This is a genomic window from Enterococcus sp. SB12, from assembly GCF_030910025.2.
GTDB classification, from domain to species: Bacteria; Bacillota; Bacilli; order Lactobacillales; family Enterococcaceae; genus Enterococcus_B; species Enterococcus_B faecium.
Genome location: NZ_CP175676.1, coordinates 119,955 through 134,783, shown reverse-complemented (window position 1 = coordinate 134,783; position 14,829 = coordinate 119,955). Strand labels below are relative to the sequence as shown.

Genomic DNA, 14,829 nt, shown 5'->3' with positions numbered 1-14,829 from the left:
GAAACGGACATGGCAGAAGAAAAAGAACCACTAGACAATAGTCGTTTGGGAAAATCAAAAAGAAAATTAGTACGATTGCAAAATGAATTAAACGAACAAATTGAAAAGATGTTTGAACACCAGAGAAAGACCAACGGTCAACCAATGAACGATAAGAGAAATGGGCATTCTTGGTTTAGGCAACAAGAGCGAATCGAAAATAAAGTGCATAGTCTGAGAGAAGAGATCAAGCAACAAGAAAAACAAGTAGAAAAACTTGAAAGACAAGAAGAGATAAAGGAAATGGGCTATAACAAGTACGGCGGACTGGATATGACGATCGAGAATATTCCAAGAATCAAAGAAGAAATCGAACGCTTTGAAAAAGGTGAATCGACTTTTTCAGCCGCTACGATCCGAAAATACCAACGGAAATTGGAAACATTAGAACAGCTGAAAGAAAGATCGGAAAAAGGAAAAGAAAACCTTCTTCCTGAAGTACAAGCAATCATTGACAGCGGACGAGTGACGCAATGGAAAAAAAATCCGACCATTTATTTTCTGAAAGGCTATCGAAAAGTCGCTTTAGAACTGAATGAAAACGGGGAATTTGAGGAATCTAAAAAATACCAAGCCACGTCGGAAGAGGAAAAAGCAGCTGTTCGTGAATTACTTGAAGAGGCTGTACCAACTGATTCTTTGAAGGAGAAAGAAAACGATCATTTTTATCGAGTAGAATTCAACGAAAATGATCCAGAAAAAGGATTGAAAAGTTATGGTGGGGAGATCGTAACATTCGAATTGATCGATCAACTCAAAACGTTGGATAACCAATACGCCGCAGAAGCAGGTTATTATAAATTCTATTTTGAAGAAGTGAAGAACGGAGAAGTAGTCGATCAGATCCGAATGGATCTAGGGGATGGCGTCAACAGTAATCAACCCATCTATTTAGAGTTAGCAAAATTGTGCGAACAAGTACCTGAGAAGGAACAAAAACAATCGGTCAAAAATGAACCTGTTTCGAAAGAACAAATGCAGTCGAAAGAAACAAAAACAAAACAAAAGGGCTATCAAAAACGAACGGCAGAAGAGATTAAACAAGAAGTTAAATCCCTTTCGCAACAGGCACTGGATGCGGTGAAAAAGCATACTCATTCTCCTGAAGACGTCAAAGAACTTTTGAACTTTATGTCTCGTTTTCCAGAACGATCCTTTAGAAATCAATTATTGATTGAGGAACAATTTCCAGGTGCAACGGCTTGTTTAGGTCGTGCCGCGTTGAAAAAAGAAGGAATCTATATCAAAAAAGGGGAACAAGGGAACAAGATCTTTGTCAGAAAAACGGTCAAAGGATTTTATGAGAAAGGACGTGGCTTTGTTCGAGAAATAGAAGCTACACCAGAAGATAAAAAACGAATCGAAAGTGGTCAAATCGAAGTGATCAAAAAAACTTACTACACGATTGAAAAAGTGTTTGATATCACACAAACACAGTTAAAACCTGAAGACTATCCGAAAATCTTTCCGAACCGTGTCTTTGATTTTCAATTGGATAAAAAAGGACAGTCAGAACTTCAAGCTGGGATTCAAGCGGTAGCCAACAATATTGGAATACAAATTCGAGATATGACAGAAAGTGAAGTCTATCAAAGAGAATTAGGACAAGCACGTGGGGCGTATGTTCGTAACGAATTTACTGGCGAAGAAGAAATCGTCATGAATACTCGAAATACTCCTACGCAGCATTTAGCTACAAGTATTCATGAATTAGCCCATGCAAGAATGCACAAATTTTCAGAATTAGATACCGCAACTAAAGAATTGCAGGCAGAAATGACTTCTTATATTGTGTGCAAACATTTTGGAATGGACACGTCGGAGAAATCTATTCCTTATATTGCAGCATGGACGAAGAATGGTCAGACGTTGGATGATAAGGAAGCTGCGGAACGTGGGAAAATCATGAATGATGTCAGCCGTGTCGCAAATGAATTCATTCAAACCATTTCTAATGAAATCAATCAATACAGAGAAAGAGAACCAGAGATCCAACCAGCAGAAGTGAAGCAGGAGCATAAAAATACTGTAGAAACGGCAGAACAAAAGAATATTGTTCCTGTTGGTTCACTTTGGATCGCCAAGAAAGACGGGAAAGTAATGGAAGAAGATACGGGTCGAACGTTACATTTGAAGGATGCGGCGTTTATTGAAGATCCGCAGCATAATCAAGTAATTTTAAAAGGAAAAAGTTATGGAAAAGAGATCCAAACGGCGTTACCTTCAGAAGAATTTGCGCTAGGAAATCCATTCCGATTTTCACTTGAGACAGTGTCAGAAGTGGCAAAACGAAAAAATGAAATCTATTATGAACAACAATTGTCACAAAAAGAACGTGTATAAAACAAGTAAAAAAGACTATCTGAAAAACGGATAGTCTTTTTTCTTTTGGGAGGTTTTAAAATGACCGAGAAAAAAATGAGTCTTATTGATCGATGTAAACAGATCGATATAGTGGATTTTGCTCGAAACAATGGAATGGCTGTAGTCAATAAAGGACGAGACTATCGCTTAGAAGACCATGATTCATTTGTTTTTGATCGAAGAAAACAACGTTTTTATTGGAACAGTCAAAATATTAGTGGCGACATTATTGAATTAGCTAAACTTTTTTTCATAGACAAAGAGATCCAAGACCCTAAGCAACAATTTAAAGCAGCCACTGATTTTATTCTAAAGAATGAAGACAAAACAGAACGAGTGGAAAATCTTCATTTTGAGACAGAAAAGTACAAAGATCACCCCGTTGATTATCAACCACTCACAGAAAAAGGAAGGAATTATCTGAAGGAAGAACGAAAACTACCAGAGTGGCTGATTGATTATGCAGAAAAAGAAGGGTTGATTGCTGAACTAAAGCCGAAACATGAACGGCAAAATTTTTTAGTTGGGGACGACCGTTTAGATCATGCGGTTGCTTTTTTATGGAAAGATCCACAGACAGGAGAGACAGTAGGGGCAAGTTATCAAGGAACGATCGTCGATTTTAATCGTTTCGGTAAACGGGGAACGTATAAACACATTGACAAGAATCCTACGCCAAATCACGGATTTAATTTAAAAATAGGCGATCCGAAGCATTTAAAATTCTTTGAAAGTAGTATTGATCTGTTAAGTTACGCTGCATTGAATCGGGAGAAACTACAAGATGCCTGGTTAGTTTCGATGGACGGGTTAAAACGTCATGTAATCAGTCATTACGTTGAAGAGTCGATTTCTGAATTAAGTCGAAAACAAACATTTCCTCAATCGATTGAAGTATGTGTGGACAATGATCGTGCAGGACATATTTTTTATGAAAAAGAACAGATGAAGGGAATCGTTGATCCTTTTACCAATAAGAAAATCCGTTGTGAGCGAGGAATTCCAAATGATTGGCAAGTACCTAAAGAATACAAAGCTACTTATGAAGCAGTCGCAAAAGAAATGAGTGTTGAACCTGAAGCAATTATGGCCATACACAAAACTGAAACTAATTTACAGCTGACAAATCAATTGGTGTCTGCTCATGATGTTCAATCTACGTTTGGAAAGATGTTGGCGAAGGGCGAACCAGTAGAAACAATTGATTTGAAAGAAGCATGTACCACGGTCGCGAAGGAACTGAAAGTATGTGAACGCGCAGATGGAACATACAACTTTGATCGTTTTTATAGTAGAAAAGCCAACATAAAAGACGTTAATGCAGGAATCCTTCTTTCCTATAAAGCAGAACAATACTACAAAGGCTATAAAAAGCATGAACATGAATTTGTACCTGAAGTGAAAAAGGATTGGAATGATCAATTGAAGCATGAGATCCAGCAACAAGAAATCAGAAAGCAAAGACGTGCGATGTTGTTTCAACAAGGCAGACAACAAGAAAGGGAGTGAAGTCGTCACTATGAAAACCGTCATTTTAGCAGAAAAACCGTCACAAGCGAAGGCTTATGCCGATAGCTTTTCTAAAGCTACCCGAAAAGATGGGTATTTTGAGATCCAAGATCGATTGTTTACAGGAGAAACTGTGATCACGTATGGTTTTGGTCATTTAGTCGAGTTAGATTCGCCCGATATGTACGATGAAAAATGGAAACAATGGGCATTAGAACATTTGCCTATTTTCCCCAATCAATACCACTATCATGTTCCTAAAGATAAGAAAAAGCAGTTTAGTGTCGTCAAACGACAGCTGCAGTCAGCTGATACGATTGTGATCGCGACTGATAGCGATCGTGAAGGGGAGCTGATTGCCTGGTCAATCATTCAACAAGCAGGCGCCAATCAAGGAAAAACCTTTAAAAGACTTTGGATCAACTCCTTAGAAAAAGAAGCCATTTATCAGGGATTCCAACAGTTACGAGACGCAGAAGAGACCTATCCAAAATTTGAAGAAGCACAAGCACGTCAGATCGCCGATTGGTTAATTGGGATGAACGGTAGCCCACTGTATAGTTTACTCTTGCAGCAAAAAGGCATACCAGGAAGTTTTTCTTTAGGTAGAGTCCAAACCCCAACACTCTATATGATTTATCAATTGCAGGAAAAGATTAGAAACTTCCAAAAAGAACCATATTTTGAAGGAAAAGCCCAATTAATCGCTCAAAATGGCGCATTTGATGCGAAGCTTGATCCAAATGAAACCCAAGCGACACAAGAAGCATTTGAAGCCTATTTAAAAGAAAAAGGTGTTCAATTAGGAAAACAGCCAGGTACGATCCTTCAAGTCGAAACAGAGAAAAAAAGTGCGGCTAGCCCACGTCTTTTTTCTTTATCGAGCCTTCAGTCTAAAATGAATCAACTCATGAAAGCTAGTGCCAAAGATACTTTGGAAGCCATGCAAGGGTTGTATGAAGGAAAATATCTAAGCTATCCGCGAACGGATACCCCTTATATTACGGAAGGGGAATATGCGTATCTGTTGGATCACTTAGACGAATACAAGCATTTTTTAAAAGCCGAAGCGATTCCGACTCCTATTCATACACCGAATAGTCGGTATGTGAATAATAAGAAAGTCCAGGAACATTACGCGATCATTCCTACAAAAACGGTTATGACAGCAGCGGCTTTTGAACAACTAAGTCCACTGCAGCAGGCTATTTATGAACAAGTGTTAAAAACAACGGTGGCCATGTTTGCGGAAAAGTATACCTATGAAGAAACAACGATCTTGACGCAAGTTCAGCAGCTTCAGTTAAAGGCAATCGGAAAGGTGCCGCTAGATCTAGGTTGGAAGAAGTTATTTGGAAAAGAGAGCGACGGAAAAGAGAAGGAAGAAGAGCCGCTACTTCCTAAAGTGACAAAAGGAGAAATGGTGACGGTGGATCTACAAGTTCTTGAAAAAGAAACCAAGCCACCACAACCTTATACCGAAGGTACGTTGATCACTGCAATGAAAACAGCTGGGAAAACCGTGGATAGTGAAGAAGCGCAATCCATATTGAAAGAAGTGGAAGGAATCGGTACAGAAGCGACACGAGCGAATATTATTGAAACCTTGAAAAAAAAGGAATATATCAAGGTAGAGAAAAATAAGCTCGTGGTGACGAATAAAGGGATTTTGCTTTGCCAAGCCGTGGAAAAAGAGCCGCTGCTTACGAGCGCCGAAATGACCGCCAAATGGGAAAGCTACTTGTTAAAGATCGGTGAACGAAAAGGAACACAAACCACTTTTCTAGCCAATATCCAAAAATTTGTCTCTCACTTATTGGAAGTCGTACCAGGGCAAATCCAATCCACTGATTTTGGATCGACGTTACAAGAAGTGAAAGCAGCCAGTGAAAAGCAAGAAGCCGCGCGTCATTTAGGAATTTGTCCAAAATGCCAGGAACAAGAAGTCTTACTCTATCAAAAGGTGGCAGCTTGTACGTCTGAAGCCTGTGATTTTAAATTATGGACAACGATTGCCAAAAAGAAACTCACAGCGACACAGCTGAAGGAGATTATTCAAAATAGCCGAACAAGCCAACCAGTGAAAGGGTTAAAAGGTCAGAAGGGTTCATTTGAAGCAACGATTGTTTTAAAAGAAGACTTCACTACAGGCTTTGAATTTTCTGAAAAGAAAAAAACGAACTTCAAGAAAAGAACACGCCGCACTGCAAAATAATGGAGGGTTAATCTTATGCGTAATACCACACACAAACAACAAGAAATCGAAAATCAAAAAGCCAAAATTCGTTCAGAACAGGAAAAAATGCGTGCCAGCAAACGAAGACTGCAGCAATTGAAGAACCAGCAGAGGATTCAAAAAGAAATCGAATTAGATCGATAAAATCTTCCTAACTATTGTATACGTATAAACTTATGTTATACTGTTTTTATAAGTTTATACGTATACAAAGGAGGGAGAAAATGACAAAAGCAATGGTATACAAGCTGCTAGAAGAATTTAATGGAACTTTGGCTTTGAAGGATGCCAAAAAAGCGGGCATTTCTCCTGTAACGATCAAACGTATGGTAGATCGAGGGGAGCTGGATCGAGAGTATCCAGGTTTTTTCACCTTACCTGGTCAATTTCCTGATGAATTGTTTATGGCGCAAAAAAAATATGAACGCGGCATTATTTCACATATTACCGCGTTAGATTTGTATGATTTAACAGATATGATCCCTAGACAGATCGATCTGACTGTACCTTACGGTTATCACGTTTCTGAAAAAGGATTGAAGGAATTCGCAGTTGAGCTACACTATACAAAAGCGGAATGGTATGAATTAGGTAAGATTGAAATAAAAAGTCGCTATGGGAATCCTATTATAGCTTATGATCCAGAAAGAACTTTATGTGACATTTGGAATCCCTGGTATACCGTTGAGGATGAAATCAAAGTAAAAGCAATCAAAAACTATATGGAGTCGGACAGAAAAAATCTTAGAAAATTGAATGAGTATCGACGAATTTTACCAACAGACAAAACGATGCGTTCTTATATTATGGCTTTAAATTAAAGGAGAAGATACATGACACCTACGCAGTTAAAAGCAAAAGTGAAGAATATTTCTAGAGAAAAAGAAGTTGATCCGAGCTTGTTTTAAGACATTTTATGATGGAAAAATTCTTGGAAAAAATCTCAGAGTCTCCTTATCGTGAAAATTTTGTGTTAAAAGGCGGCTTCTTGATTGGCTCAAAGTATGGCATTGAAAATCGCACAACCAAAGATATTGATACGACTTTACGGGAAATGAAAGTAACCAAAGAAACATTAACAACGGTTCTAAACGAAATTTTTTCAACGCCGACGAAAGAAGGCATTCAATTTGAGATTCAAGGAATGAAAGAAACGAGAGAAGCCGATTACTATCCAGGATTTAGCTTACGTGTGCTGGCACATTTGGAAAACATGCGGCCAGATTTGACTACAGGTGACTCGATCTATCCTGCAACGATCACTCACAGTCATAAATTGATGTTTGAGGATCGAACGATTCCTTTGGAATCCTATCCTACAGAACAAATTATTGCTGAAAAATTAAGTGCAACCTTTGATTTTTTAACAGATAATTCGAGAGGAAAAGATTTTTATGATCTCTATACTATTCCTAAAATGGAGAAGATCGATGAGAAGACCTTGAAAGATAGTGTGAGAAATACATTTACACGTCGAGGAAAAACTGATCCGTTAAAGATATACTGTGAAAAGGATATGGATGTACTGAAAAATAGTCACGAGCTAAAAGATACATGGAAGAAATATCAAAAAAGCAATCCTTATGCTGCATCGATCACGTACGATGAGACAATGGATTCGATTAGTAATTTGATGGAAAAAGTGATTCACGTCGAAGAAAAAGAGCGAAAACTAGCTTATCAAAGACACCAACAGATGAATAGAGAAATGGAGAGATAAAGATGATTAATAATGTGACATTAGTAGGACGCTTAACCAAAGATCCTGATTTACGTTATACCGCAAGTGGTACTGCAGTAGCGACTTTTACCCTAGCCGTCAACCGAAATTTCACGAATCAAAACGGCAATCGAGAAGCCGATTTTATTAACTGCGTGATTTGGCGCAAACCAGCAGAAACAATGGCGACATTAGCTAAAAAAGGTAGCTTGATTGGTGTAGTTGGGCGGATTCAAACGCGGACTTACGACAACCAGCAAGGACAACGTGTATATGTGACTGAAGTTGTAGCAGATAACTTTCAACTATTAGAAAGTAAAGCAGCGACAGAGAGCCGTGCACACGCTGATCAATCGTCCACCAGTCCAAGCACCGCCACCTTTGAACAACGGGATACAGCGACGCCTAACAACAATGGATTGAACGCTTCACAGAATCCATTTGGTGGACAATCAATCGATATTAGCGATGATGATCTACCGTTTTAGTTTGAGAAAGAAGGAGTAAGCATGGCAAAAAAAATTAGTCTGACGATGGATCTATTGATACCCGTAATTGCATTTATAGACGGGATTTCTTTGGGCGTCACTGAAAATCCTTTGGTAAATAGAATTGCGAAAGGATCACTATTTCTTGTATTCGTGTATCTTGTCTGTTCTTATCTTTTAAAAAGAGCAGGAAAGGATAATTCCTTTTGGCGATTGACTAAAGTCACAGTAGCAGCGACAGCTGTTATACTTACGGCTATTCTACCGCTTTATATGTAGAGTTAACGGGAAATCGTTGAACTTCTTGCGAAATATTGCTATAATGAACATGAAAAAGAGGAGTTGCGCTAACAACCCCTCATTAACAGCACCGATTAAAGAACGGTGGCAGAATATTAGTTATTTGGAAATAACCGCTGACCTGCTAAAGTAGACGGTTATTTCTTTTTGTCATTTTTAAGCATATTTACAATCAAACTAATCAAAGCAATGGTAAACATACCAAAACCAAGAATGGTTTGAATTGTCTCATATGCGGACAAAAGGCTTACTCCTTTCATAGATTTTAGCACTTACATTCATAAGCACCACCACCTTTCCAGAAGTCGCCACCGTCTTCAAACTTTACTGTCTTGACTATTATAGCGTATCTAAAATCGAATAAAAATTCTCAATTTTAACTGTTTTTGCTATAATTTTAGCGAGGTGATCGTGATGAACAAATATGTTGGTTTGCTTGATAAAATCCGAGTAATAAAAACACAACCATTATTGGTTCGCTTTACTTTACAAACAATTCATGAATCGATTAATTGTGTAGTTGCAGATATTGAAATTATCGATAAATTGTTAATTATGGATGATGGAAAATACAATATTGCCGTCACAGGTCATTTCAATAAACGGAATCAATTAGTCATTGAATCGATGCAAATTAGAAACCCTGATCATTTTACGCGATCAATGGGCATATAAATAAAAGAAGAGCTGCAATCCTAATGTAGGACTGCAGCTCTTTTTGTTTTACATAGAAACAGGAAGAAAGGAAAAGGCCTGTTTAGGAAGGCACAAGCGCCTTCTCAATTGAAAAACCTTTCTCTCACTCCAACCGCCACCGCCGTTCGAGAAGAAAGGAAGTGAACGTTGCACGTTCACTAAGATAAGGGGCCTTGCTTTGTAAGACAAAATAGGAAAAGCTTCCTCTCACCAAAAGGTTCGTTCCTGTTCGCTATCTCTTTATTGATTTGCCAGACCGGCAACAAGTTGCCTTTTATCACCAAAAAGCGACAAGGACAAGGGTAAATGGCACGCTGCGCGCCCTTGTCCTTGTCGCTTTTCGTTGATTCATTCTGGCCAACAAATCAATAAAGAAAGAACTAACGAAAGGAAGTAAAACCTTTCCTAAGAGGAGGCAGAATCAATCATGCGAAAGAAATTTGATTATTGGGGTGTTCCCTTCAGCGAATTATTCCCAAACTATCATGCACCACATACTGTCGAATGTGATTGTGGAGAAAGAGCGAAATGTATCAAAAGCTATTGTTTGTATCAATGTCCAACATGCGGGAAAAAATATACCTTGTCTTATGGCGATTATATTTTGATTGAGGAGAAAGGAAAGAAACGCTGATGAAAACACAACACAAATTATTGACTGTAAAAGAAGTCGTTCAAATTTTGGTGGACAAAGAAGTCATTTCTGAAAAAGTAGCAGAAGCTTTACTTATTCCGCGGTACTGGACGATAGAAACCCCTTTAGTAGAGGATGCACCGACTATGCTATTTGAAGACCTAGTGAAGATTGCAGGATGTGAACTGCATTATCAAGAAAACTTGGAAACTTATGAAAACGAATATTGGTTAACCAAATTAGAGAACTAAAAAGGAGAAAAAATATGGCTCAAAATTACTATGACGAATTTGTCAAATTACCTTTGGATAAAATGGCACAAAAAATGGAGGATATGACGTTCCTATACAACGAAACACGTGTTCCAAAAAAACATTATAAAGAAAAATTGTCGGTAGCTGTGGAAGAAATGATTGAATTAGGTGTCGAAATGAATCTTATTGCGACGTACTATCGAACACTGGAAGAACTGAAAAAGCAAAATGCAAAATGGTTTTTCCAAGCCTTACTATGCTTGGAAGTAGGTGTCAAACCAAGCACTATTAAACCTTCTGAATATCAAGCTTTAGAACTAACGTATGCGAAATTTGTCGAAACGAAAAAAGCCAAGACTGTTTCAAGTGAATGGTTAGATTATTTTGAAAATATCAATAAGTATGGCGCCTATTACACCATGAAAAAGGAGGACAACGAAAATGAATAAGGTGATTTATCAACTAACAACGGATTCCATATCAACGATTTGAAAGAAAAAAAGGTCAATAATCATTTATACCGAAAAGTGAGAATGTGTGAAATAAGGACAAAAAAAGCCTAGTAACTAAGGGAATGGTTCTTATTTCGCACCAACCGCCCCCGCCGCTTAGGTGGTGCGAAATAAACGGGCAAAGCCCGATAACTTAAGAGAAAGAAGGTGATCCATTTGAACAAGATTATTCCCTTATTGTTAGTGGATTTGAGTCAATATCTTGGACACATTTTAGTAGAGACGGTTAAGCCATTTTTTCTTTTGCTAATTCTTCAAATTCCTGTGGGGTTAGATAGTGAATCGAGCTATGGATTCGATTTCGGTTATAAAATCCTTCAATGTAGCTAAATAGCGCTCGATTTGCTTCTTCAAAATCTGAGTAGCTAGTCGTGTAGACTTCTTCTTTTTTCAATGAGGCATGGAAAGATTCGATTCCAGCATTATCATAAGGTGTTCCTTTTCTACTATAAGAATGCCTTATTTTGTTGGTTTTAAGCCATTGTTCCACTTCTCTTGCTGTGTATTGGCTGCCCAAGTCAGTGTGTAGAATCATTCCTTCTGGAATGTGATAATGTATTTTTGCTTTATTCAATGTTTGGATGACACAATCCACAGTCATTCGTTTTGAAAATGTATAACTAATAATTTTTTTCGTGTGTAAATCCATGATTGAAGATAAGTAACACCAACCATTTTTCTTAGTAGGAATGTACGTAATGTCAGCTGCCCATTTCTCACAGATCGTTTCAGTAGAAAAGTCCTGATTTAAGAGATTCTCTTTTGAAATGATCGGTTTATTAGACCTTTGAGGTCTATATTTTTTAACTACAATCGACCTTAAATTTAATTGTTTCATTAGCTTTTGGACATGTTTAAGAGATACTGAAATCCCTTCTTTTAATAAAACTTGATGGATCTTTGTGGCACCATAGCGTTGTTTATTCGTAAAAAAAATTGTTGAAATCTTCTTTTTCAACTTATTATTTCTGATTTCTGTAGCTGTCAACGGTTTATTCTTATAAAAATAATAGACACTTCTAGGGATTTCTAATAACCGACACAACAAAGAAACAGTGTAATCCTTACACCATTTTTCAATAAATTGAACAAGCGAATTTAGGTTTTCCGAGAGAATATGGCTGCGGCTTTTTTTAAGATTTCAAGTTCCTCATTTAAACGAGCATTTTCTTTTCTCAGTTCAGCTACTTCTTTTCCAGTCAGTCCTGTGGACTGATCAGGTAAATATAAATTCTTCCATTTGTAAATCGTTGCTTCAGATAAGCCATATTCTTTCGCTAACCCTCGAACAGAACGTCCAGTTTGATTCAGTTCAACAATCATTTGTTTAAAATTTTCTTCATATCGGGTCATAAAAATTCATCCTCTCGTAGATAAGTTTAATTTATTCTTGTCTCTACGAAAAGCTGTCTAAGATTTGATACTAACACCAATGGTAACAGGGGTTTATATGACTCCAGCAACGAATTTTCCTTTCCAAGATTTCTTCACTCGTAATGTGAATATTAAAATGGGACAAGCTCCGGTTATCCACTTGATGCCGAAAATCTATGACATGATTGAAAAAGGGGAATTCGACCCATCGGATATCATTACACATACAATGCCTTTAGAGCGTGCTGCTGAAGCATACGATATTTTTGACAAAAAAGCAGATAATAACATTAAGGTGGTATTGAAACCAGGTATGTCTTAAAAGAAATAGTGGGTCTAGCAAATAACTAGCTCTAAATATAAAAAACGCGATGAATAATCATAAATGTGATTGCTTCGTCGCGTTTTTTATTTTTGCCTGCTTTGTGTTGAAAAGCTTCCGCTTTTCTTCTAGCCTCAAGGGATAATTTGGTTAGATTCATGCTCATAAGCATCATTCCAATGTCAGTAGGTGCAACGTTCTTGGCTCTGACATGGGTTCTTCACATACCAAATGCACCTTTCAATCGATCAAAAATAGTTTCTACGTCAATTTTGCATTGAGCGTAGAGGGCTTTTCCATAATCACTTTCAAGGCTATTATTTAAAATCGCTAAGGCGTGAAGGCAAATGCTGTTCATATCTCAAAACGGTTTTCTGACTCGCAATTTTTTCTCTTTGTCTTCCAAGTTGATTCCTAAGAGATCACCAACATGCGCCATCACCTTATGAAACTGCTTCTCAGTGATATGAAGATCATAATGGGCTGTCGAGGGAAATAACCACTCAGAATTGATATTTTCTTGGGCCAGCCAATCATGATATTGCAACAAGTCTTGCTGAACAGGCTTTAAATATAACGTGTTTGCTTTACCGGTCTTTTTATCATGAATAAAGGTTGTATTTTTGACAGAGCCGTCTGGATTATAGACATCTGATTTTTTTAATGTCATGACATCACTCACACGTAGTAGCGTGGCCTTACCAACTTGAAAAACGGTGTAATTTCGGCGACCAGCACGGAAACTATCGAGAAGTGTATCTTGTACCATCTTTAAGACGCTGGAGTCTTTGATGGGTAGGACAATTTGTTGCACCATGATTCATGTATACCTTTCTGAAATTAAATAATTAAATAAATAATTAATTAAATTGTTTATTTATTGATGACCAGGACCGTATTTCTAAACTTCTTTTATGGTTTATTATATCACTTAACAAAAAAACAGCCCCCATTATCTAGTCACTAGATAATGGGGGCTGTTTTAATCAGTTTTCAAAGGGGCGATTTTATAATTATAGACCCTGTTTAGATGTGTGAAGATAATTTATCCATCATCTTTATTGACTTCTGAGCACTCACTTCTTTCATCTGCCTTTGTAATCACAAATCTTAATTTGGTTAAATATATTGATTTATTGTGTGTCAGATTACGACTAATTATTTTTTGACTGATAACTATCACTAACAGAATTGCAAAAATTGAAGCCATAAAGTAAAAATCACTTTTAACTGTTCCGCCAAATAGATTACCTCCAGTGGTTAATGCTATCGGTGCAACAAAAGATCCCGCATTGCAACCAATTAATACCATTGTATTTATTGCGTTCTCTTTCCCACTCGGAGCAGTTTCAGAAATTGTCTTAAATGCATATGTACCAATAAGTGGCGAACCTATTCCTGAAATTACACTCCCAAGGTATACTAGCCATAAATGACCCTGTGGGATAGTTAAACTTCCAATTAAGAAAGCCACTATGCCACTTGGGACGACCCACCAATGAAGCAAATTATAAATTTTGCCAAAGAAAATACCGACTATCATCGCCATAGTTGTTTTCATTGCTATGATAATACCTGATAATGTTCCAGTTCCTATTTTTTGCTCCACTAATAGTTTTGGTAATTCCACATTAGTACCAGTATCACATAAAGTTACCAACATGAGAAATAAGGCTAAAAATACAAAGCCTATCTGTTTTTTACCATGACTTTCATTACTACTATTATTTTTTTTAAGATTATTTTTATCGGTTTTTGATTGCACTTCAGGTACATACTTCCAAAAAATAAATGATATTGGAATTGCCCAAACATAAATTAAGAAGCCAAAACGCCATCCAAGTAACAGCAAAGCTCCCATCATAAGACTAGCCAATGAATATCCTAATTGTTCCATGGAAGTTCGAATACCCAACAATTTAGTTTTTGCGCTACCACTATAAAGTAAATCAATAACAGTAATTGCCAAAGAATTAAAAAAACCCACTCCTACACCAAAGACAATCCTAGAAATTAATATTACATAGTAATTATCAATAAAGAAAGGTACCACACCTGCAAAACCGGCCAATAAAAGCCCTAATATTACAGTTTTTTTGATACCTATTTTTTTAGAAATAAAATTTGCAATTATTAAGGAAATGACAACTGAAAATTGTTGTACAGTACTTAAACTTTCAATAGCAGCCTCTGAAATATTATTATAATGGTTACTAATATCTGGCAACAGCGGAGAAATTGCCGGTCCTGTTGTGATAATAAGGGAAACGCTTAAAACCGATATTTTTGTTAATAAGTTTAATTTATTTTGTTTATTCATTCATATCAACCTTTCATTTACAAGAATAAAAGTAACGTTTAATATTTTTTAATTTTATGAT

At 37.0% G+C, this 14,829-nt stretch carries 14 protein-coding genes and 3 pseudogenes; 13 read left to right on the top strand and 4 right to left on the bottom strand.

Features of this window, described 5'->3' with window-relative positions; genetic code table 11:
• Positions 1 to 9: 9 nt before the first annotated feature.
• From RBL01_RS13310 to RBL01_RS13275, 8 genes and pseudogenes are all read left to right on the top strand, one after another.
• Entirely contained in the window at positions 10 to 2,382 is a 2,373-nt protein-coding gene (locus RBL01_RS13310; RefSeq protein WP_072538794.1) for an ArdC-like ssDNA-binding domain-containing protein, read from the top strand.
• 60 nt (positions 2,383 to 2,442) lie between these two features.
• The gene (locus tag RBL01_RS13305; protein WP_200771304.1) at positions 2,443 to 3,912 is read left to right on the top strand and encodes a toprim domain-containing protein; all 1,470 of its coding nucleotides are present in this window, start codon (positions 2,443 to 2,445) and stop codon (positions 3,910 to 3,912) included.
• Between the two features lie 10 nt (positions 3,913 to 3,922).
• Entirely contained in the window at positions 3,923 to 6,127 is a 2,205-nt protein-coding gene (locus RBL01_RS13300) for a type IA DNA topoisomerase (RefSeq protein WP_200771305.1), read from the top strand.
• Positions 6,128 to 6,142: 15 nt separating this feature from the next.
• Positions 6,143 to 6,292 carry a hypothetical protein gene (locus RBL01_RS13295; protein ID WP_002295632.1) on the top strand — a complete coding sequence of 50 codons (150 nt, stop codon included), beginning with the start codon at positions 6,143 to 6,145 and terminating at the stop codon, positions 6,290 to 6,292.
• Positions 6,293 to 6,372: 80 nt separating this feature from the next.
• Entirely contained in the window at positions 6,373 to 6,969 is a 597-nt protein-coding gene (locus RBL01_RS13290) for a type IV toxin-antitoxin system AbiEi family antitoxin domain-containing protein (RefSeq protein WP_002299811.1), read from the top strand.
• 12 nt (positions 6,970 to 6,981) lie between these two features.
• Positions 6,982 to 7,868, top strand: a pseudogene (locus RBL01_RS13285) (nucleotidyl transferase AbiEii/AbiGii toxin family protein).
• A gap of 2 nt (positions 7,869 to 7,870) precedes the next feature.
• On the top strand, positions 7,871 to 8,356 hold the full coding sequence (gene ssb / locus RBL01_RS13280; RefSeq protein WP_002295626.1) for a single-stranded DNA-binding protein: 486 nt from the start codon (positions 7,871 to 7,873) through the stop codon (positions 8,354 to 8,356).
• A 21-nt stretch (positions 8,357 to 8,377) separates the two neighbouring features.
• Positions 8,378 to 8,635 (top strand): hypothetical protein, encoded by a 258-nt coding sequence (locus RBL01_RS13275; RefSeq protein WP_002295625.1) that lies wholly within the window; start codon positions 8,378 to 8,380, stop codon positions 8,633 to 8,635.
• Positions 8,636 to 8,793: 158 nt separating this feature from the next.
• Here RBL01_RS13275 and RBL01_RS13270 read toward each other — a convergent pair whose 3' ends face one another.
• On the bottom strand, positions 8,794 to 8,916 hold the full coding sequence (locus RBL01_RS13270) for a putative holin-like toxin (RefSeq protein WP_002295624.1): 123 nt from the start codon (positions 8,914 to 8,916) through the stop codon (positions 8,794 to 8,796).
• 154 nt (positions 8,917 to 9,070) lie between these two features.
• Here RBL01_RS13270 and RBL01_RS13265 point away from each other — a divergent pair, with 154 nt between their 5' ends.
• The 4 genes from RBL01_RS13265 to RBL01_RS13250 all read left to right on the top strand — a co-directional run bounded on the left by RBL01_RS13265 (position 9,071) and on the right by RBL01_RS13250 (position 10,689).
• The gene (locus tag RBL01_RS13265) at positions 9,071 to 9,331 is read left to right on the top strand and encodes a hypothetical protein (RefSeq protein WP_002295623.1); all 261 of its coding nucleotides are present in this window, start codon (positions 9,071 to 9,073) and stop codon (positions 9,329 to 9,331) included.
• A 448-nt stretch (positions 9,332 to 9,779) separates the two neighbouring features.
• Complete coding sequence (locus RBL01_RS13260; protein ID WP_002330430.1) at positions 9,780 to 9,986, top strand: hypothetical protein; 207 nt, start codon at positions 9,780 to 9,782, stop codon at positions 9,984 to 9,986.
• Positions 9,986 to 10,237 carry a hypothetical protein gene (locus tag RBL01_RS13255; RefSeq protein ID WP_002293542.1) on the top strand — a complete coding sequence of 84 codons (252 nt, stop codon included), beginning with the start codon at positions 9,986 to 9,988 and terminating at the stop codon, positions 10,235 to 10,237. The genes RBL01_RS13260 and RBL01_RS13255 overlap by 1 nt, the downstream gene beginning before the upstream one ends.
• A 14-nt stretch (positions 10,238 to 10,251) precedes the next feature.
• Positions 10,252 to 10,689 carry a hypothetical protein gene (locus RBL01_RS13250; protein ID WP_053109454.1) on the top strand — a complete coding sequence of 146 codons (438 nt, stop codon included), beginning with the start codon at positions 10,252 to 10,254 and terminating at the stop codon, positions 10,687 to 10,689.
• Positions 10,690 to 10,978: 289 nt separating this feature from the next.
• Here RBL01_RS13250 and RBL01_RS13245 read toward each other — a convergent pair.
• A protein-coding gene (locus RBL01_RS13245; protein ID WP_094850654.1) for an IS3 family transposase occupies positions 10,979 to 12,105 on the bottom strand; the annotation gives its coding sequence in 2 pieces (ribosomal slippage) (positions 10,979 to 11,877 and positions 11,877 to 12,105; 1,128 coding nt in all).
• 73 nt (positions 12,106 to 12,178) lie between these two features.
• Between RBL01_RS13245 and RBL01_RS13240 the strand changes: the two are divergent.
• Positions 12,179 to 12,448: pseudogene (locus tag RBL01_RS13240) on the top strand (glutathione-dependent formaldehyde dehydrogenase); the annotation flags it as partial.
• 406 nt (positions 12,449 to 12,854) lie between these two features.
• On the opposite strand, the pseudogene RBL01_RS13235 reads toward RBL01_RS13240, so the two are convergent.
• Positions 12,855 to 13,265, bottom strand: a pseudogene (locus RBL01_RS13235) (tyrosine-type recombinase/integrase); the annotation flags it as partial.
• Between the two features lie 228 nt (positions 13,266 to 13,493).
• Positions 13,494 to 14,768 carry an MFS transporter gene (locus tag RBL01_RS13230; protein WP_200770387.1) on the bottom strand — a complete coding sequence of 425 codons (1,275 nt, stop codon included), beginning with the start codon at positions 14,766 to 14,768 and terminating at the stop codon, positions 13,494 to 13,496.
• Between the last annotated feature and the right edge of the window lie 61 nt (positions 14,769 to 14,829).